Below are 18780 nucleotides of genomic sequence, written 5' to 3'. Positions count from 1 at the left end.
ATATCATGGGCCGATGCCCGTTTCCCCTGTGGTCGCTGCCCGACGCCGTCCGCCCTTCGCGGGTGGGCCGCGCCTCACGTGGCCAGGAAGGGGTAAACCCCCGGCTGCCAGTTTGTCCGAAGCCGCCGCACCACTAACGCTTAAAATCCTAAAATCCCAAAAGGCTAGGGTCTTCCCGCTTCGCCCCCGCCGGGAACATCGGCCGCCCTCCCGCGCTGCCTAACCGAAATACGGGAGGAGCAACCATGCGCGACACCGCCGGGACGGCCGATGGCACCGCCTTCCGCACCGACGTCCCCGCCAGGCTCGACCGCCTGCCCTGGGACCGCTTCCACACCCTGGTCTGCGTCGCGCTCGGCGTGACCTGGATCCTCGACGGGCTGGAGGTGACGCTGGTCGGCAGCCTGGCGCCGGCCATCGCCGCCAGCCCGTCCCTGCAACTGACCGAAACCCAGGTCGGGCTGACGGCCTCCGCCTATCTGGTCGGCGCGGTGCTCGGCGCACTGGGCTTCGGCTGGCTGACCGACCGGCTGGGCCGGAAGAAGCTCTTCACCCTGACGGTGCTGGTCTACCTGGTGGCGACGATCGCGACCGGCTTGTCCTGGGACTTCTGGTCGCTGGCCTTCTTCCGCTTCCTGACCGGCGCCGGGATCGGCGGCGAATACGCCGCGGTGAACAGCGCGATCCAGGAACTCATCCCCGCCCGCCGCCGCGGCCAGACCGACCTCATCATCAACGGCACCTTCTGGGCCGGCGGCGCGCTCGGCGCGGTGATCTCGCTGGTGGTGCTCAGCCCCGCGCTGGTGGACCCCGAGATCGGCTGGCGCGCCGCCTTCGTCGTGGGTGGCGCGCTGTCCTTCTGCATCCTGCTGCTGCGCCGCTGGATCCCGGAAAGCCCGCGCTGGCTGATGACGCATGGCCGGCCGGAAGAGGCCGACCGCATCGTCCGCGACATCGAGACATCGGTGGAATCCCGCTACGGCCCCCTGCCGCCGCCATCCTATGGCGGGATCACGCTGCATCGGCGCGATCATGTCAGCATCTCGGAGGTCGTCTCCGTGATGTTCCACCGCCACCGCGACCGCAGCATCCTCGCGCTGACGCTGATGGCCTGCCAGGCCTTCTGCTACAACGCGATCTTCTTCACCTATGCCCTGGTCCTGACCAGGTTCTATGGCGTGCCGAACGAGCATGTCGGCTGGTACATCCTGCCCTTCGCCTTCGGGAACCTGATGGGGCCGCTGCTGCTCGGGCATCTCTTCGACAGCGTGGGGCGGCGGCCGATGATCACCGCGACCTATGCCCTGTCGGGCATCCTGCTGGCGGTGACGGGCTTCGCCTTCGCCCAGGGGTGGCTCTCGGCGGTGGGGCAGACGCTGGCCTGGACGGTGATCTTCTTCTTCGCCTCCGCCGCCGCCTCCGCCGCATACCTCACCGTGGGCGAGGCCTTCCCGCTCGAGATGCGGGCGATGGGCATCGCGGTCTTCTACGCCTTCGGCACCGGGATCGGCGGGGTGGTCGGTCCCGCGCTGTTCGGCTGGCTGATCGAGGGCGGAGCGAGGACCGACATCATGTGGGGCTACCTGTTCGGGGCCGCGCTGATGCTGGTCGCGGCCGGGACCGAATGGCGCCTCGGCTTCGCCGCCGAGCGCCGCCCGCTGGAGGACGTTGCCGAGCCGGTGTCGGCCCGCCCGCGCTGAGTTCTTTTCAACCGCCCGGGAACGTCCCATCTTGGCTAAATGGCGGTGAGCAGGCAGGAATTCCGCGAGGCGATGTCACGCCTCGGCGCGGCGGTGAACGTGGTGACGACCGATGGTGCGGCCGGCCGGACCGGCTTCACCGCCAGCGCGGTCTGTTCCGTGACCGACGACCCGCCGACGCTGCTGGTCTGCGTGAACCGGTCCAGCAAGGGCAACGCGCTGTTCAAGGCGAATGGCGTGCTTTGCGTGAACACCATGGCCTCGGGGTTCGGCGACCTTTCCGACGCCTTCGCCGGCAAGGGGGGCCTGGAGGGCGAGGGCCGCTTCGCGCTGACGCAATGGAGCACGCTGGCCACCGGCGCCCCCGTCTTGCACGAGGCCGCCATCGTGTCCTTCGACTGCCGCATCGCCGAGGTGCTGGAGAAGGGCACCCACAGCGTGCTCTTCGCCGAGGTCGAGGCCATCCGCTGCGGAAAGACCGGCCGCGCGCTGATCTACTACGGCCGCGGCTATCACCCGATCGGGCAGGACGCGGCCTAGCCGGCGATCGCCTGCCGCAGGCGGGCACGCCAGGCCGTGATACGGGTCCAGGATCACTCGGCGCGGCATTCGAAGCTCGCCGCTTCGCTCTCGTTACCCCCGACATACCGCGCGACCTGCGGATAGGGACAAAGCGGCCGCGACCGGCCGGGGAAGGCGGGGCCGCGCGCCAGGATGTGCGACGGCGCCTCGCCGCGTTCCACCCAGCCCTCGATCGCGGCGATCGCGTCGAAATTCTCGAAGGCCGGGCCGCCGCCACAATGGTTCATCCCCGGCACCATGAAGAGCCTGGCGAAGCGCCCGGTCGCCTCCGCCCCGCCATTCTCCGTGGCCAGGCGGTCCCAATACGCGGTGATGTCGTTGGCCGAGAACACCGGGTCGGCATTCCCGTGGAAGACGATCATGCGCGCACCGCGGTCGGCGAAGGACGACATCATCGTGCCCACGGCGTCGTTGATCGCCGCGGTTTCCGCCGTCGCCGCGGTGTCGCGGTCGAAGTCGAATTCAGTCATGCGCAGGTCGGGCCGCGGCGGCGTCAGGAAATAGTAGCCGAGCGACTGCGCGGCGAGCGTCCAGTTCAGCGCATTGTTCTGCCCGTCCGGTGCCGTGCCGATCTTCCAGATCCGCCAGCCCGGCGTCGCGATGCCAGGATCCCAGGGCCAGGACGCATAGACCGGATTGCCACGCGAATCCCGCGCGCCGCCGAAGACGCGCTCCAGCGCCTCGACCTGCGCGGGCGCGAGGCATCGATCGGTCTTCGCCCCGTCGCAGCGCAGCGAGGCCAGCCGGAAGCGGCAGGCGCGTGGCGCCTCCACCACGCCATCTGCCAGCCCATCCGCCGCATCGCATTGCGCGACGATGGCATCGGCGACCAGCCGCAGGTCGCCTGGCGTCAGCGATTGCGCCAGGATCGGGCGCCCCTGGTCGTCGCGCGGCGCGGCCCGCACCAGCGCCTGCACGTCCCAGGCCTGCGCGACGGCCGCGCGCGACAGCCGAAAACCCGGATTGCCCGCGACGATGCCGTCGAACATCAGGGGATAGCGCTGCGCCGCCAGCATCCCCTGCCGCCCACCATTGGAGCAGCCCATGAAGTAGCTGCGTTCCGGCATCCTTCCGTAATGCGCGGCCATCATCACTCGCGCCTGATCGTTCACGACGGGCAAGGACGCGAAGGCGTAATCGAGCCTGGCCTGCTGATCCAGCGCGAAGGTCGCGTCGCGGCTGTCACCGCTCTGGTGGCCCCAATCCGTGGACACCACGGCATAGCCGCGCATCAGCGCCGGCGCGGCATCGGCGCCGGAGACGGGAATGGCGCCGACGGCCTGCAGCAGCACGCCATCCATCCCGCCGCCACCCTGGAACAGCATGCGGCCGTTCCAGCCCTCCGGCATGCGGATCTCGAAACCGATGCCGTAGCTCACGCCATTCACGCCGGTGCGCGGCGCGATCATGCCCTGCACCAGGCAATGCGCCGGCATCGCGGCGCGGTTCTCGCCCGCCAGCGCGGCGCGGCCGCGGTTCTCCGCGGGCTGCACGCCGGCCGGCACGCTCTCCGCCCTGGTGATCCGCAGGTCGGGCCGCGCCAAGGCGGTGAGGTCGGCGCAGGCGCGGCCCTGGGCCGCGGCGTCGGGCGCAATGCCGGCGAGACCCACCAGGGCAGCGCCGGCGAGCAGCGCGCGGCGCGGGGCGAACGGGATCATGGTCGCGACCTCCCTTCCTCAAATTTCGCCGTTGCGGCGTCTTGTTATGCAGCATAACGATAGAGCCGCGCCGTGGACAAGGCCGAAGCGGCGCGAGGGACGTAAGGATGGAAGACACCTATCGCCGCGCGCTGCTCGCGGCCGGGCTGGCCGGGGCGGCGCTGCTGCCCGCCGTGGCGCAGGCGCAGGGCGGGCCGCTGGTCGCCGACATCCCCATCGCCGTGCCGCGCTGCGAATTCGTCTACGAGGCGATCGTGGACATCGCGCCGACGATGAACCTGGGCGAGGGGCCCGCCGGCGAACGCCGCATGGTGCCGATCACCGGCGGGACCTTCGCCGGCCCGCGGCTGCGCGGCCGCGTGCTGGCGGGCGGCGCGGACCGGCAGCTGTGGCGCAAGGACGGCGTGCGGCAACTGGACGCGCTCTACGAAATGCAGGCCGAGGACGGCGCGGTGATCACCGTGCACAACAAGGTCGTGGTCGCGCCGGTGCAGGGCGCGCCGGACTACCGCTTCTCCACCATCGAGCTCGTCGCGCCGGAAGGCCCGCATGCCTGGCTGAACCGGCTCGCCTCCGTCGGCACGCTGACCAGCCTGCGCCCGCAGCGGGAGGCGGTGCTGGTGCGGGTGTTCAGCATCGGCTGAACCCCTCACCACTCCCCGTAGAAGACGCCGGCCGCCTTGTGCCGGTCGGTGCGGAACTCGGCCTCCGCCCAGGTCAGCGTCGTGCGGCGCTTCAGCCGCATGAACCAGGCGAGCAGCTTGTCCCGCATCGCCTCGCGAACCCCCTCCAGCGACGCGTCGGCGCCGAGGTCGTGGAACTCGTCGGGGTCGGCGGCGAGGTCGAACAACTGCGGTCGGTAGCCGCTGGACCAGTGCACGTATTTCCACCGGCGGTCCCTCACCATCCAGGCGTAGTGCTGCCCGGTCGGTTGACCCAGCCGCCGCCGCACGCCGCGGAAGGTCCAGTCGAGCTCGCTGAACACCTCCTCGCGCCACGCCGGGGATGCGCCGCGCGTCAGCGGCAGCAGCGACCGTCCTTCCACGACATGCTCAGCGGGATCGAGCGCCAGCGCATCGAGGATCGTCGGCACGACGTCGATCGCCTCGACGAAGCGGTCGTCCACCGTCCCGCGCGTTGCATCCGCCGCGGCCGAGGGGTCGTAAAGGAGGAACGGCACCCGCTGGATGCACTCATGAAACAGCTCCTTCTCGCCGAGCCAGTGGTCGCCGAGATAATCCCCGTGGTCGGAGCAGAACACCACCAGCGTGTCCTTCCAACGCCCGAGCTTCCCCATCTCCTCCCATACGCGGCCCAGGTGATGGTCCAGCTGCGAGATCAGTCCCTGATAGGCCGGGCGCACCGTGCGGATGCAGGCATCGTCCTGGAAGGACACCGAGACCTCCTCGTCCTGCCAGGACCGCATCACGGGATGCGCGTCCGGCCCGCGTTCGTCGGGATGGCGCGAGACCGGCAGGCACTCGTTCTCGGAATACATCGCGTGCCAGGGCGCCGGCGCGATATAGGGCCAGTGCGGCTTCACGTAGGAGAGGTGCAGGACCCAGGGCTGGTTGCCCTGTCGGCGCATGAAATCCAGCGCGACGCCGGTGGTGTAGGCAGTCTCGCTGTGCTGTTCCTTGACGCGCGCGGGCAGGCGGGCGTTGCGCATCTTCCAGCCGTTCAGCACGCGGCCCTGCCCGTCCTCCACCGCAATGACGTAGTCCGTCCAGGGGTCCTTGCTGTCATAGCCCTGCGCGCGCAGCCAGGCGGCGTACGCCGAGTCAGGCTCTGCATGGTGGCCGTCATGGCGATCCACCAGCGTGAACCAGCCCTCGTCGAGCAGCGCCTTCAGGTCGTGCTGCCCGTCCAGCGCCAGGCGCTTCATCCCGCGCGCATCCGGCAGCACATGCGTCTTGCCGGCCAGCGCCAGCGTCCGCCCTGCCTCGCGCAGATGCCAGCCGAGCGTCACCTCGCCGACCGACAGCGGCACCCGGTTGTGCGTCGCGCCGTGCGAGGCGACGTAACGCCCGGTGTAGTAGCTCATCCGCGAAGGGCCGCAGATGCCGGATTGCACATAGGCCTGGGAGAACCGCACGCCGCGCGCGGCCAGCGCATCCAGGTTCGGCGTGCGCAGGAAGGGATGGCCGGCGCAGCCCATGTGGTCCCAGCGCAGCTGGTCGCACATCACGAACAGCACGTTGCGGATCGCGGCGGTCATCCCGCGATGGCCTTTCGCATGAGCTGTGCCGCTTCCGCGAAGCCGATGGCCTCGGCGTCCTCCAGCGGCGTGCTGTAGTCGTCGATGCGCGTGCGCGCAGCGGGGTCCGCACCATGGGCCAGCAGCAGGCGCACCGCCTCGATGTCGCGCCGCGCCACCGCCAGGTGCAGCGGCGTCCAGTCGTTGACGCCGCGCTGCGCGGGATCGGCGCCGCGCGCCAGCAGCAGCGCGAGCACGGCGTGGCGGTCCTCGCGCGGCAGGTCGATCGCCTGCAGCAGCGGCGGGAAGCCGTCCAGCGCCGGGGCGCTGGGATCGGCGCCGAGATCGAGCAGCCGCTCGATGAAGGGAAGCGGTCCCTGCATCAGCGCGATGTCGAGCGGCCGGTCGCCGCAGCCCATGAAGTCCACATCAAGCGTCGCGTTCGGAAACCCCTCGGGATCGCCGAGCGCGGCGCGGAATGCGTCGAGGTCGGAATCTCGGCACGCCTGCTCCGCCGCGACGATGCGGCGATACACGCGGCAGCGCTCCTCCCTGCTGTCGATCATCGCCAGACGACCCTAGCCTCGCATCCACGCCGCGTGTAGTCGGCATCGCGGGAGGAACGACCATGACCAGCCGCCGCGCCCTGCTCGCCACCCCCGGGCTGCTCCTGGCGCGCGGCGCCGCCGCGCAGGCCGATCCCGCGCGGCTCGTCGTCAACTTCACCGCGGGCGGCTCGCTGGACGGCACGGCGCGGCTGCTCGCCGAGCAGGCCGCGCGTGACGGCCGCGGCACGGTGGTGGTGGAGAACCGCCCGGCGCCGGCGGCAACATCGGCGCCGCCGCGGTCGCCCGCGCCAGGCCGGACGGGCGCACCATGCTGATGGCGCTCGACACCGCGCTGACGGTGAACTCCCACCTCTACCGCGACCTCGGCTACGACATCCGCGACCTGGTCCCCGTCGCGAATCTCGGCAGCTTCCAGGTCGTGCTGCTTGTGCATCCCTCGCACCCCGCGCGGAGCCTGGCCGAGTTCCTGGATGCCGCGCGACATGCGCCGCTGTTCTACGCCTCGGGCAGCATCGGCTCGCCCGGTCATCTCGCGATGGAGCATCTTCGCCAGCTCGCGGGCCTGCCCCTCGCGGCGCTCGAGCATGTGCCCCAGCGCGGCAACCCCGAGGCCCTGACGGCCATCGTCTCGGGCCAGGTGCCGGCGGGCTTCCTCGCGCTCGGCGGCGGGCCGGACCTGGTGCGGTCGGGGCGGCTGCGCGCGCTCGCGGTCTCCGGCAACCGCCGCATGGCGATGCTGCCAGAGGTGCCGACGGTCGCCGAGGCCGGCGTGCCGGGTTTCGAGGTGCGCGTCGCCAACATCCTGCTCGCGCCGCGCGGCACGCCGCAGCCCGCGACCGAGGACTGGGCCGCGCTGGCGCGTGCCATGCTGGCGCAGGACGCCGTGCGGCAGCGCCTGGCGGGCTGGGGGATCGAGCTGCCCGACACCGACGCCGTGGCCTTCATCGCCGCCGCCGATGCCCGCTGGTCGCGCGTGGTGCGCGAGGCCGGGATGCGCCTGGACTAGGGTTGCGCTCGACATGCCGGCCAGGGAGGATTCGCGGGCCAGGCGGCGTTCGTTGCGCGGACGCGATCGCCGGCCTCGCCCACCGCGGCGACGTCCCGGGAAATTGAAGCGGAGGCGCCCGCCCTCATCCATTCGGAGGAAGCGACGCGGCGAGGCGCCGTGCTCGACTGCGCGCGCGCGTCCAGTGCCGGAACCGGGGCGCGCGCCCCGGAGCCTGAGCATGCGCCACTCCCCCGCGCCGTGCGTCGCTGACCCGTGGTCCGACGGGTTTCGGACAAGCTTCGTCCGCGCTTCGGGATTCCACCTCGCTGCCGGCGCTTATCTCGCGCATCCAATACGGGGTGCGGCGATGCGGATGGTGCGACTGGTCGTTCTGCTGGGGCTGCTGGCCGCGCCTGCCGCGGCACAATCCACGTCCGAACTGGTCCGTGTCGCGGAGCCGGCGGGCCTCGGTCGCCTGGTGCGGTCGGACGGTCCGCCCGACGCGCCTCTCGTCGTCATGCTGCCCGACGCGCTGGGCGATGACGGCCGCAGCGAACCCTATGTCGACTCGCTGCTCGCCCGCGGCATCGCAAGCCTCGTGCTCGGCCTCGACGAGGACCTGGAAGGCGCGCCCTCGCCATCCGATCCCGCCGCCTCGGCCGAGGCGCTGGCCGGCGCGGTGGCCTGGGCGCTCGGCCGCGGAATCCCGGCCTCGCGCATCGGCGTGATGGGCTTCGGCCTCGGCGGCCGCGTCGCCCTCGCCGCCGGGGGCTGGCTGCCGGCGGCCGCGCTCTATCCCCGCTGCGCGGGGCTGAAGGTGGCGGCGGGCCACGCGGTCATCCTGCAGGGCAAGGAGGACGCGGCGGGCTGCGCGGACCTCGCCCTTCCCGCCGCGACGGAGTTCCAGGCGATCGCCGCGGGCCATGGCTGGGACGTGCCTGGGGCGATCTGGCCTTCGCCCGGACCGGTGCTGCCCGATCCCGCGGGCGGGCCGCGCCTGCAGGCGAGGGAGGACCTGACGGCGACGCTGCAGGCCGCGGAGTTCCTGGCGGAGTGGTTCGAGACGGCGCTCGGCGGCCACATACACCGCGCCGGCCGCTGACGCGCCCCGCATCCCGTTTCGGTCATGTCCCGTTTCGACCGCGCGCGCCGCGTGCCTTCGCATGCCGTGCCGCGTGCCCTGCAGGGCGGGCCCGCGCCCGCCGGCGCCGGCTGGATGGTCGTCGCCGGCGCCTTCCTCGTGACCATGGTCGGGTACGGCGCGATCTACTCCTACGCTGCCTTCGCCGAGGACATCGCCGCGGAATTCGGCGTCGGCCGCGGCTCCGTCTCGCTGATCTACGCGCTCAGCGGCGGCGCCTGCTTCTTCGTCAGCGCGATCTCGGGCCAGATCGCGGACCGCGTGGGCGCCCGCCCGATCGCCATGGCCGGGATGCTGGCCGTCGGCTTCGGGCTGCTGCTGGCGGCGACCGCCTCCTCCCTCGTCGAGGTCTATGTCGGCTACGGCCTTCTCATCGGCATCGGCACGGGCTGCGGCTATGTCCCGGCGGTGGCCTCCGTGCAGCGGTGGTTCGTGGCGCATCGCGGCCTCGCCTCTGGCCTCGCGGTCAGCGGGATCGGCGTCGGCACGGTGCTGGTGCCGCCCCTGGCGGAGTGGCTGGGCTCGCATGGCACCTGGCGCAGCGGCTTCGTCGTCTTCGGCGCGGCCTGCGCGGCGGTGGGCGTCGCCGGCGCGGCGCTGCTGCGCGCCCCGCCGGGACCGCCGCCGGCGGCGCTGCCCTCCACCACCCCGCGCGACCGGCTGTTCCGACAAGCCTATCTCGGCACGCTGCTGGTCTCGGTGCCCGCGACGCTGCCGCATGCGCTGCTGGTCGCCACCGCGCGCGACATGGGTCTCACCCGGCACGAGGCGGTGGCGCTGCTCGGGCTGGTCGGGCTCGGCACGCTGGCGGGGCGTTTCCTGCTGGCGGCGGTCGCGGATCTGCTGGGGCGGCGCGCGGTCTTCCTGGCCTGCTGCTGGGGCATGGCGCTGTCCATGCTGCCCTGGGCCTTCGCGCAGGACGTCGCCGTGCTGCATGGCTTCGCACTGGCCTTCGGCGCGCTGCAGGGCGGCTTCGTCGCGCTGCTGCCGGCCTTCGTCGCCGACCGCTTCGGCGCGCGCGGGCTCGGCGGCGTGCTGGGCCTGCTCTACACCAGCCGTGGCATCTCGCTGCTGGCCGCCCCGCCGGTCGTGGGCTGGGCTTTTGTGCTGCTGGACGGGCATGCGGTGCCGCTGCTCGCCGTCGCGCTGCTCGGCCTGGCCGGGACGTTGCTGCTGCGCGCCACGGGGCGGCGGGCGGGCGAGGCATGATCGCTGCGCTCGCGCATTTCGCGCTCGGCTACTTAGCCGTGCTGGCGGCACCCGGGCCGAACATGGTCGCCATCGGCGTGCTTGCCGCGCTGCGCGGCTCCCGCGCCGTGCTGCCCTTCGTCGCCGGCATCGCGGTCGGGGCGGGCTCGCTCGCGCTTGGCCTGATGCTGCTGTTCGGCGCACTGGACATCGATGACGAGGCGATGCGCGCGGCGCGCGCGATCGGCGGCGTGCTGCTGCTGCTGGTGGCGCTGCGGGTGTTGCGCTCGCCGGCGCCGGTGGCCCGCAGCGCTCCGCCAGGCGAGGAGTCCGTGGGCGGCGCGCTGCTCGGCTTCGGGGCGGGCTTCTGCACGGCCGCGACCAATCCGATCACCGCAGCCTATTTCGTCGCGCAGTTCCTGGGCCCGCTGGCAGAGACCGGGGCCGCGCCGCTGGCCGTGCCGCTCGTGGCGCTGCAGGCGCTCGGCTTCGGGGTCTTCGTCGCGCATGTCTTCGGGCAGGCCGGCGCGCGGCGCTTCGCGCTGGCCTGGCACCGGCCCATCTGCGTCGTCGCGGGCGGCGCTTTGGCGATGCTCGCGATGGCGATGCTGCTGCCGGCGGTGCGCGCGTGAAAAAGGGGCCGGCACCTTCCGGCGCCGGCCCCTTCCGTCGTCGCGGCCGGACGATCACATCTCGGCGTAGCTGCCGTTGCGCCAGACGTAGAAGACGTAGTCCGGCACCGTCACGTCGCCCTTGTCGGTGAAGGAGATGTCGCCCAGCACGGACTGCCAGGGGCCGTTCTGCTTCAGCGCGGCCGCTATGCGGCGGGGATCGACGCCGTTGGTGCGCGCCGCCGCCGCGGCCCAGACCTGGATCGCGGCATAGGTGTAGAGGACATAGCCCTCGGGGTCGACGTTGCGGGCGCGGAAGCGCTGCACGACCTGCGCCGCGGTCGGGCGCTTGCGCGGGTCGGAGCTGAAGGTCATCAGCGTGCCCTCGCCGGCGGCGCCGGTGATCTGCCAGAACTCGTTCGTCACCAGCGCGTCGCCGCCGATGAGCGTGATGTTCATCCCGCGCTCCTTGGCCTGGCGCAGGATCAGCCCGCTCTCCGTGTGGTAGCCACCGACATAGACGACCTGGATGTTGGCCTGCTGCAGGCGGGAGACGATGGCGGAGTAGTCGCGCTCGCCGGGCGTGTAGGCGCTGAACAGCGCCTCCGTCACGCCCGCCGCGTTCAGCGCCTTCTTCGTCTCCTCCGCCAGGCCGCGGCCATAGGCGGAGTTGTCGTGCAGGATCGCGACGCGCTGTCCCTGCATGTTCCGCGCGATGTAGTTGCCCGCGACCTGGCCCTGCTGGTCATCGCGGCCGCAGACGCGAAATGTGTTCCACTTGCCCTGGTCGGTATAGGCGGGGTTGGTGGAGGCGGGGCTGATCTGCAGCACGCCTTCCTCGGCGTAGACGTCGCGCGCCGGAATCGAGCTGCCGGAGCAGAAATGGCCGGCCACCAGCGCCACGCGGCGCCCGGCGAGCTGGTTGGCGACCGAGACCGCCTGGCGCGGGTCGCAGGCATCGTCGCCGACCTCGAGCGCGAGCTGGCGGCCGAGCACGCCGCCGGCGCCGTTGATGTCGGTGACCGCCTGCTCGGCGCCGGCGCGCATCTGGCCGCCGAAGGCCGCGTACTGGCCGGTCATCGGGCCGGCGGTGGCGATGCGGATCGGGCCTGAGGCCTGGGCGAAGGCGCCGCGGCTCGCCAGCACGAGCGGCGCGCCGAGCGCGCCCGCCACGATCGTCCTGCGCTTCATCATTCGCGAATCTCCCTTTGTTTCGGGCGCCTGCCGGCGCCATCCCATGCAGCCTAGCCTGCCCCTGCCCCGGCTGGGAACAGGCGGGGCGGCCTGGCGCTTGCAAGCCCGGCTTGCACCGGGGCGGAGGACGTCAGCCCAGCAGCCGGTCGATCGCCCGGGCGAGCGCCACGTCGCGCTCGGACAGGCCGCCCGCGTCATGGGTGGACAGCAGGATCTCCACGCGGTTCCAGACATTCGACCATTCGGGGTGGTGGTCCTGCTTCTCGGCCAGCAGGGCGACGCGCGACATGAAGCCCCAGGCCTCGGTGAAGTCGGCGAAACGAAAGCTCCGCGCGATGGCGTCGCGGCCTTCCACCACGCGCCATTGCGGCAGGGTATCGGGCAGCGCCGCGCGGGCGGCGTCATCGAGCTTCGCGACCATTCGTCTCCCTCTGCGGCTTGACGGGACCGGCGGGGATAAGGTGGATGCGCCGATGTCGCGCTTCCACCACCCCCCCACCCTCGAGGATATCGTGGAGATGGCCGAGCAGGCCTTCGCCGCCATCCCAAAGGAGCTCCGCGACCTCGTCCGCGGCGCCGCCATCGTTGTCGAGGACGTCGCCGACGAGGACACCGTCGCCGAGATGGGCTTCGAGAGCCCCTGGGCGCTGACCGGGCTCTATCGCGGCGTGCCGATGACGCAGAAATCCGTGCTGGACGCGCCGATGGAGCCCGACACGATCACGCTCTACCGCGAGCCGATCCTGCTGGAATGGATCGAGACCAACGAGGACCTGTTCCGCCTGGTGCGCAACGTGCTGATCCACGAGATCGCGCATCATTTCGGCTTCTCCGACGACGACATCGCGCGGCTCGAGGGGGACGACTAATAAAGGCCGCCGATCGAGGCCGCCGGCACGGCGTTGCCGAGCGCCATCTCGCGGTTCACCGCCGAGAGGATGCCCACCACCATCCATCGCGTGCCGTCCGGGCTCCTCGCCAGCAGCGGCGCGCCTGACGCGCCCCGCGTGCCCGCGCAGTCATGCACCAGCACGACGGAGCCCGACGGCTCCCGCCCAAGCCCCAGCACGCGGCAGGCCGTGTCGGCCATGATCACCTCGGGCCGGTCCTGCTGGTAGCCGCCGAGCATCACCGGCGTGCGCGGGGCCGGCGCCTCCCGCCACAGCGGCAGGACGATGTCGGGCGTGCCGATCGGCTCCAGCAGCTGGAGCACCGCCCAGTCCGCGCCCATCGGGCCCCTGCCGGGCTCGAAGCCCTGCCCGACGCGATAGGAGCCTACGCGCGAGACCGCGTTGAAGCTGCCGCGCTCGTAGCCCAGCAGGAAATGCACGCTGCCCGGCTCCACGAACTGGCCGGTGCGCGGCGAGACCATGCAATGCGCCGCCGTCAGCACCAGGCTCGTGCCCACCACGACGCCGGTGCATTGCCCGCCGAAGCTCGTGTGCACGCGGCCGAGCGAGCGCCACGGCGCCTGGCGCGTGCTGGCGGGCTGGCGCGGATCGGCGCTGCCGATGCCGGGCAGCGGCACGGCCTGGTGCGGGCGCGGCTGCTGCGCCGCCGCCGGCGCCCCGATCAGCAGTAAGGCCAGCAGGATCCTGGCCGCGATGGCCATGCGCGATGCCCCGTCGTGACGCGCTGAAATTGACCCTGCGGCGCGCAAAGGCAAGGCGGTCAGGTCGCCGCGAGGAGATCGGCGACGAAACGCGGCACGGTGTCCGTCGCCTTGCCGTGGCGGGCCTCGTCGAACAGGCGCGTGCCGTCGGTGCGATCGACGTTCAGTTCGACTGTGCGGGCGCGGTGAGCGACCTCGGCCACGAAGCCGGCGGCGGGGTGGACCAGGCCGCTGGTGCCGATCGCGGCGAAGATGTCGCACTCGTCGAGCGCGGCGGCGATGCGGTCCATCTCCAGCGGGATCTCGCCGAACCAGACGACATGCGGGCGCATGCCGCCAGCCCCGCCGCAGGCGGGGCAGGAGGTCGTGGTGGACAGGTCGCCGGCCCAGGGCGTGACGGCGGCGCAGCGCGTGCAGCGCGCCTTGCGGAGCTCGCCATGCATGTGGAGCAGTCGCTTCGATCCCGCACGATCGTGCAGGTCGTCCACGTTCTGCGTGACCAGCAGGAAGTCGCCGGGCCAGCGCGCGTCGAGCTCGGCCAGCGCGCGATGCGCCGCATTGGGCTGCACGGCGGGATCGGCGAGCTGCTCGCGGCGGGCGTTGTAGAAGCCGTGCACGCGGGCGGGGTCGCGCGCGAAGGCCTCGGGCGTCGCGACATCCTCGATGCGGACACGGGACCAGAGCCCGCCGGCGTCGCGGAAGGTGGCGAGGCCCGATTCCGCGCTGATCCCGGCGCCGGTGAGGATGACGAGGGAAGGGGCGGGCATGGCGGGAGTGTAGCGCGGGCCGGTATCCTCGCGCCAAGCGACAGGAGCAACACGATGCGACGTCACGCCGACCTGCCGGGCGTCCGGCTCTGCTTCACCGACACCGGCGGCGAGGGCCCGCCCGTCGTGCTGCTGCACGCCAATACCGGCACCTCCGAAATTTGGTCGAAGCAGATCCCCGCCCTCGCCGCCGCGGGGTTCCGCGCCATCGCCTTCGACCGCCGGGGCTGGGGCGGCAGCGTCGCGGTGCCCGAAACCGGCCGGCAGCCCGGCTCGATCGCCGAGGACCTGGATGCGCTCGCCGATCACCTCGACCTGCCGCCCTTCCACCTCGTCGGCGTCGCCGGGGGCGGCTTCGCGGCGCTGGACCATGCTTGCTGGCGGACCGACCGCGTGCGCAGCCTGACGGTCGCCGCCAGCAACGGCCAGTTCGCGGAGCCGACGCTGCAGGCGCTCTACGCCCGGCTCGCGCCGCCGGAGTTCAAGGCGCTTCCCGCCGTGCTGCGCGAGGTCGGCGCCGCCTTCCGCGCCCTCGACCCCGAGGGCACGGCGCAGTGGATCGAGATGGAGCGGGCGTCGCAGCAGAAGGGCGCGCCGGCGCAGCCCATGCGCACGCCCAACAGCTTCGCCAAGCTTGCGGCCATCGCCTGCCCGGTGCTCGTGATCGCGGCCGACGCCGATCTCTACGCGCCGCCGTCCCTGATGAAGCTGTGGGCGGCGCATCTGCCGCGGCACGAATGGACGGTGATCGAGGAAGCCGGCCACGCCGTGAACTGGGAAAGGCCCGAAGCCTTCAACGCGCGGCTGATCGCCTTCCTGCGCGCGGTCAGACCCTCGGCAGGCGCCTGACCAGCAGGACCAGCAGCAGCGCCAGCGCGACCAGCACCACCGGCACCGCGCCCGCGCCGAGCAGGTCGGCGACCACCCCCATCAGCCCCGGCAGCAGCGCGACGCCGGCCATCGCGCTCGCGACCTGGAAGCCGATGGCGTGCACGGTCTGCGCGCCGAGCCGCCGCGGCGTCAGCGCCATCATCGTGGGATAGACCGGCGCCAGCAGCACGGCCATGACCAGCAGCGCGGCGAGGTCGGCGATGCCGAAGACGAACAGCGCCGCGCCGGCCGCCATCGGCGGCATCGCCAGCCGCAGCAGCCGGTCCGGCCCGATGCGGTCCACCACGAAGCCCATAGCGATGCGCGCCCCGGCGAGCCCCGCCCAGAACAGCGTCGCCGCCGCCGCGCCCTCGGCCGGCGTCGCGCCGCGGGCGGCGAGGATCGTCGCGGCCCATTGCCCCGCGCCGGATTCCAGCCCGCAATAGACGAAGAACACCGCCATCTGCAGCCGCGCCACGGGGTTGCGCAGTACGGCCAGCGCAGTGACGTGCATGCCCGCTTCCGCCGGCGCCGCGTCGTCCCACCGTCTCCGCGTCGCGACGAAGGAGAGCGAGAGCAGGCCAAGCGTCGCCCCCACCGCGGCATAGGCGGCCTGCCAGCCCGCGCCCCTGGCCAGCAGCAGCGCCGCCGCGCCGGGCCCGAGCGTCGCGCCGATCCCCCAGCACGCATGCAGCCAGTTCAGGTGGCGCGGCGCGAAATGCCTGGCGGAGTAGGCGTTGAGCGCCGCATCCACCGCGCCGCCGCCCAGCCCCGCGAGCACCGAGCAGGCCACGAAGACCGCGAAGGGCGGCGCCGTCGCCTGGCCCAGCGCCGCGACAGCCGTCGCCGCCACGCTCGCGGCCAGCACGCCGCCGATGCCGAGCGTCTCGATGATCCGCCCCGCCGTCAGGCCCGCCACGATGTAGCCCGCCGACAGCCCCGCGAGGAGCAGGCCGAGCGCGGCATTGGGCAGGCCGTAGAAGGGCGCGACCTCGGGCCACAGCGTGCCGGGCAGCGGGTCGGGCAGGCCGAGGCCGATGAAGGCGAGATAGGCGAGGGCAAGGAGGGGCACGGGTGCGTCAGACGTCGCGCAACGCGCCGGCCGCCCGGGCCACCACGGACGCCCAGTCACCGCGCGCGGGCTGTCGGAACTGGCGCAGCGACGGATACCAGGCGCTGTCCGCTCGCCCGATCCCCCAGCGCCAATCCGTGTCGAAGCGGTTCAGCAGCCAGAGCGGCCGCCCGAGCGCGCCGGCGAGATGCGCGATTGCGGTGTCCACCGTGATCACCAGATCGAGCCCGGCGACCAGCGCCGCGGTGTCCGCGAAGTCGCCGATCTCCGCCATGGGGTCGAAGGCGGCGAAAGCCGCCGGGAGCGACTCGCCGGGATCCTTGGCCAGCGCCGTCCAGGCGATGCCCGGCACCTCGGCCAGCGGCGCGAGCAAGGGGAGCGGGATCGAGCGCATGGCGTCCACCGTCGCGTCCCCGGCCCGCCCGAGGCCGGGTTGCCGCGCCAGCACAACCCGACCCGCAGCCCCGGCCGCGCGCCGAGCCGCCGCGACCAGGCCAGGCGCGCCTCCGGCAACGGCGAAAGATAGGCGGGCGGCGCGGGCAGGGTCGCGAGCGTCGTGCCCAGCACGCGCGGCAGGCTCATCAGCGGGATGGTGGGGGTGCCCGCGGCGATGCGCTCGCCGCCCTTCAGCACCTCTGCGACGGCGGGGGCGGACGCCGCCAGGCGCCGGAGCGGCGGCTGGCAGAGCAGCAGCACGCGCGCGCCGCGCGCGGCGGCGCCTTCCGCGAAGCGCAGGAACTGGATGGTGTCGCCGAAGCCCTGCTCGGCCCGGGCCAGCAGCTGCGTGCCGGGCGGCAGCGCCGCGCCGTCCCATTCGGGCAGGCTGATCGGGGGCAAGGGCGGGGCGGGGCTTCGGAAGCGGCACTCATAGCGGCGGAAGCCCTCGGCGTAGTCGCCGAGGGTCAGCAGGGTCAGCGCGAGATTGAACGCGGCGAGTGCGTGGCCGGGGTCGCGGGCAAGGGCCTCGCGATAGGCCTGGGCGGCTTCCTCGTGCCGCCCGGCGCGGGCCAGGGAGACGCCGATCGCATGGTGCGGGTCGCCGCTGGCCGGCACCAGCGTGGCGGCATGGCGGCCGGCGGCGATCGCTTCCTCGGTCCTGTCCTGCGCGCGCAAGGCGGCGCCGAGGGCGATCCAGCCGCGGATCGCGGAAGGATCGAGGGCCAGTCCGCGCCGCGCGGCATCCTCCGCCTCGGCCGGGCGGTTGCGGGCGACGCGCAGGCTGGCGAGGTCGAGCCAGGCGGCGGCGCGCGCGGGATCGGCGGCGAGAATGGCCCGCCTGTCGGCCTCGAGCCGCTCCAGCGCGTCGTCGTCGAGGTCGTTGGCGGTGGCGCTCACGAGCGAAGGGATGGCGGGGCGCGCCCTAACCCCGCCTCACCACGTATTTCCCGGCCTGCAGCGCCGCGATGATCGAATTGCCGAGCGCGGCGTCTCGCACCTCCACCATCAGGTGCAGCTCCGTGCTCTGCACCGTCGGGGCGCCGAAGAGCTGCTGGTGCTGCACCTCGATCACGTTGCCGCCGAGGTCGGAGATCCGCCTGGCGATGTCGGCCAGCATGCCCGGGCGGTCCGGGATCTCGAAGGTCAGGCGCAGGATGCGGCCGTCGCGCAGCAGCTGGCGCAGCAGCACGTTGGAGAGAGCGCGCGCGTCGATGTTGCCGCCGCAGACCGGGATGCCGACCGACTTGCCGGAGAAGCGCTCGGGGAAGGCCAGCACGGCGGCGAGCCCCGCGGCGCCGGCGCCCTCGGCCACCAGCTTGGCGCCCTCGGCGAGCAGGGCGATGGCTTCCTCCACGGCACGCTCGGGGACGACCAGGACCTCGGTCCTGTGGCGCTGAAGCCAGTGGAAGGGCAGTTCACCGACGTCGCGGACCGCGATCCCCTCGGCGACCGTCGGGCCGCCGACCTGGATGGGCTGCCCGGCGAGCCTCTGCGCCATGGCGGGGTAGTGCTCGACCTCGACCCCGTAGACGACGGCGCCGGGCTTGAGCTCCTTCGCCGCCGCGGCGCAGCCTGTGAGCAGCCCGCCACCGCCGACCGGAACGGCGAGCGTGTCGATGGCGGGGAAATCCTCCAGCATCTCCAGTGCGGCGGTGCCCTGGCCCGCGATCACGGCGGGGTCGTCATAGGGGTGGATGAAGGTCAGGCCCTCCCGCGCCGCCAGGTCCCAGGCGTGTGCGGCGGCCTCGGCCAGGGTCTCGCCGACCAGCACGACCTTGGCGCCCCAGCCCTCGGTCCGGGTGACCTTGGTGGCGGGGGTGTATTTCGGCATGACGATGGTGGCCGCGATGCCGGCGAGCGACGCATGGCGCGCCACGGCCTGGGCGTGGTTGCCGGCGGACATGGCAATGACGCCGGCGGCACGTTCCCGCGGCGTCAGCAGGGCGATGCGGTTCGCCGCCCCCCGTTCCTTGAAGGCGCCGGTGGCCTGGAGGTTGTCGAGCTTGAGGTGGATGGTCGCGCCGGTCGCCTTGGACAGCGCGTCGGAGCGGATGGTGGGCGTGCGCAGCACTGCGCCCTTGATCCGCGCGGCCGCGGCGCGGATGTCGGCAAGGGTGACGTGCGGGGCGGCGGCGCCCTCGAGCAGGGCGGCGGTGCTGGTCAGCGGGGACATGAGACGCTCAAGCGATTGCG

At 72.7% G+C, this 18780-nt stretch carries 21 protein-coding genes; 10 read left to right on the top strand and 11 right to left on the bottom strand.

Annotated elements, in window-relative coordinates; translation table 11 throughout:
* The first annotated feature begins 245 nt into the window (after window positions 1–245).
* On the top strand, window positions 246–1700 hold the full coding sequence (locus tag ACLF3M_RS20305) for an MFS transporter (protein WP_430658799.1): 1455 nt from the start codon (window positions 246–248) through the stop codon (window positions 1698–1700).
* 39 nt (window positions 1701–1739) lie between these two features.
* Window positions 1740–2240, top strand: a complete 501-nt coding sequence (locus tag ACLF3M_RS20300) for a flavin reductase (protein ID WP_430658798.1) — start codon at window positions 1740–1742, stop codon at window positions 2238–2240.
* 53 nt (window positions 2241–2293) lie between these two features.
* Here ACLF3M_RS20300 and ACLF3M_RS20295 read toward each other — a convergent pair whose 3' ends face one another.
* Window positions 2294–3940: a tannase/feruloyl esterase family alpha/beta hydrolase gene (locus ACLF3M_RS20295; protein ID WP_430658797.1), complete on the bottom strand. Its 1647-nt coding sequence runs from the start codon at window positions 3938–3940 to the stop codon at window positions 2294–2296.
* Between the two features lie 107 nt (window positions 3941–4047).
* On the opposite strand from ACLF3M_RS20295, the gene ACLF3M_RS20290 reads away from it, so the two are divergent.
* Window positions 4048–4584: a DUF3237 domain-containing protein gene (locus ACLF3M_RS20290; RefSeq protein ID WP_430658796.1), complete on the top strand. Its 537-nt coding sequence runs from the start codon at window positions 4048–4050 to the stop codon at window positions 4582–4584.
* 5 nt (window positions 4585–4589) lie between these two features.
* On the opposite strand, the gene ACLF3M_RS20285 is transcribed toward ACLF3M_RS20290, so the two are convergent.
* Window positions 4590–6158: a sulfatase-like hydrolase/transferase gene (locus ACLF3M_RS20285; protein WP_430658795.1), complete on the bottom strand. Its 1569-nt coding sequence runs from the start codon at window positions 6156–6158 to the stop codon at window positions 4590–4592.
* Window positions 6155–6703: an ankyrin repeat domain-containing protein gene (locus tag ACLF3M_RS20280; RefSeq protein ID WP_430658794.1), complete on the bottom strand. Its 549-nt coding sequence runs from the start codon at window positions 6701–6703 to the stop codon at window positions 6155–6157. The genes ACLF3M_RS20285 and ACLF3M_RS20280 overlap by 4 nt, the downstream gene beginning before the upstream one ends.
* Window positions 6704–6765: 62 nt before the next feature.
* Between ACLF3M_RS20280 and ACLF3M_RS20275 the strand changes: the two genes are divergently transcribed.
* From ACLF3M_RS20275 to ACLF3M_RS20255, 5 genes are all read left to right on the top strand, one after another.
* Window positions 6766–7020, top strand: a complete 255-nt coding sequence (locus ACLF3M_RS20275; protein ID WP_430658793.1) for a hypothetical protein — start codon at window positions 6766–6768, stop codon at window positions 7018–7020.
* A complete protein-coding gene (locus ACLF3M_RS20270; protein WP_430658896.1) occupies window positions 6969–7712 on the top strand; it encodes a tripartite tricarboxylate transporter substrate binding protein in 744 nt (247 codons plus the stop codon). Before ACLF3M_RS20275 ends, ACLF3M_RS20270 begins: the two co-directional genes overlap by 52 nt.
* Before the next feature lie 349 nt (window positions 7713–8061).
* The gene (locus ACLF3M_RS20265) at window positions 8062–8796 is read left to right on the top strand and encodes a hypothetical protein (RefSeq protein ID WP_430658792.1); all 735 of its coding nucleotides are present in this window, start codon (window positions 8062–8064) and stop codon (window positions 8794–8796) included.
* Between the two features lie 24 nt (window positions 8797–8820).
* Window positions 8821–10044 carry an MFS transporter gene (locus ACLF3M_RS20260; RefSeq protein WP_430658791.1) on the top strand — a complete coding sequence of 408 codons (1224 nt, stop codon included), beginning with the start codon at window positions 8821–8823 and terminating at the stop codon, window positions 10042–10044.
* Window positions 10041–10655 carry a hypothetical protein gene (locus tag ACLF3M_RS20255; RefSeq protein WP_430658790.1) on the top strand — a complete coding sequence of 205 codons (615 nt, stop codon included), beginning with the start codon at window positions 10041–10043 and terminating at the stop codon, window positions 10653–10655. The genes ACLF3M_RS20260 and ACLF3M_RS20255 overlap by 4 nt, the downstream gene beginning before the upstream one ends.
* Before the next feature lie 54 nt (window positions 10656–10709).
* On the opposite strand, the gene ACLF3M_RS20250 is transcribed toward ACLF3M_RS20255, so the two are convergent.
* Together ACLF3M_RS20250 and ACLF3M_RS20245 are read right to left on the bottom strand one after the other, a co-directional pair.
* Window positions 10710–11828, bottom strand: coding sequence for a branched-chain amino acid ABC transporter substrate-binding protein (locus ACLF3M_RS20250; protein WP_430658789.1), 1119 nt, complete (start codon window positions 11826–11828; stop codon window positions 10710–10712).
* A gap of 130 nt (window positions 11829–11958) precedes the next feature.
* A complete protein-coding gene (locus tag ACLF3M_RS20245) occupies window positions 11959–12249 on the bottom strand; it encodes a 4a-hydroxytetrahydrobiopterin dehydratase (RefSeq protein ID WP_430658788.1) in 291 nt (96 codons plus the stop codon).
* A 52-nt stretch (window positions 12250–12301) separates the two neighbouring features.
* On the opposite strand from ACLF3M_RS20245, the gene ACLF3M_RS20240 reads away from it, so the two are divergent.
* Complete coding sequence (locus ACLF3M_RS20240; protein WP_430658787.1) at window positions 12302–12697, top strand: metallopeptidase family protein; 396 nt, start codon at window positions 12302–12304, stop codon at window positions 12695–12697.
* Here ACLF3M_RS20240 and ACLF3M_RS20235 read toward each other — a convergent pair.
* Window positions 12694–13440: a trypsin-like serine peptidase gene (locus ACLF3M_RS20235; RefSeq protein WP_430658786.1), complete on the bottom strand. Its 747-nt coding sequence runs from the start codon at window positions 13438–13440 to the stop codon at window positions 12694–12696. The two genes, ACLF3M_RS20240 and ACLF3M_RS20235, sit on opposite strands and share 4 nt — an antisense overlap.
* A 59-nt stretch (window positions 13441–13499) precedes the next feature.
* Window positions 13500–14207: an NAD-dependent deacylase gene (locus ACLF3M_RS20230; RefSeq protein ID WP_430658785.1), complete on the bottom strand. Its 708-nt coding sequence runs from the start codon at window positions 14205–14207 to the stop codon at window positions 13500–13502.
* Window positions 14208–14261: 54 nt separating this feature from the next.
* On the opposite strand from ACLF3M_RS20230, the gene ACLF3M_RS20225 reads away from it, so the two are divergent.
* Entirely contained in the window at window positions 14262–15056 is a 795-nt protein-coding gene (locus ACLF3M_RS20225; protein ID WP_430658784.1) for an alpha/beta fold hydrolase, read from the top strand.
* Here ACLF3M_RS20225 and ACLF3M_RS20220 read toward each other — a convergent pair.
* From ACLF3M_RS20220 to ACLF3M_RS20205, 4 genes are read right to left on the bottom strand one after another with little or no spacing between them, the layout of a single operon-like run.
* A complete protein-coding gene (locus tag ACLF3M_RS20220) occupies window positions 15034–16149 on the bottom strand; it encodes an MFS transporter (RefSeq protein ID WP_430658783.1) in 1116 nt (371 codons plus the stop codon). The two genes, ACLF3M_RS20225 and ACLF3M_RS20220, sit on opposite strands and share 23 nt — an antisense overlap.
* A 7-nt stretch (window positions 16150–16156) precedes the next feature.
* Window positions 16157–16423 (bottom strand): glycosyltransferase family 9 protein, encoded by a 267-nt coding sequence (locus ACLF3M_RS20215; RefSeq protein ID WP_430658782.1) that lies wholly within the window; start codon window positions 16421–16423, stop codon window positions 16157–16159.
* Complete coding sequence (locus ACLF3M_RS20210; protein ID WP_430658781.1) at window positions 16363–17484, bottom strand: tetratricopeptide repeat protein; 1122 nt, start codon at window positions 17482–17484, stop codon at window positions 16363–16365. The genes ACLF3M_RS20215 and ACLF3M_RS20210 overlap by 61 nt, the downstream gene beginning before the upstream one ends.
* A gap of 25 nt (window positions 17485–17509) precedes the next feature.
* The gene (locus ACLF3M_RS20205; RefSeq protein WP_430658780.1) at window positions 17510–18760 is read right to left on the bottom strand and encodes a threonine ammonia-lyase; all 1251 of its coding nucleotides are present in this window, start codon (window positions 18758–18760) and stop codon (window positions 17510–17512) included.
* Window positions 18761–18780 lie beyond the last annotated feature (20 nt).

It is taken from the genome of Falsiroseomonas sp. HW251, assembly GCF_050563545.1.
Classification (GTDB): Bacteria; Pseudomonadota; Alphaproteobacteria; order Acetobacterales; family Acetobacteraceae; genus Falsiroseomonas.
This window is presented reverse-complemented; position numbering and strand designations above follow the sequence as displayed.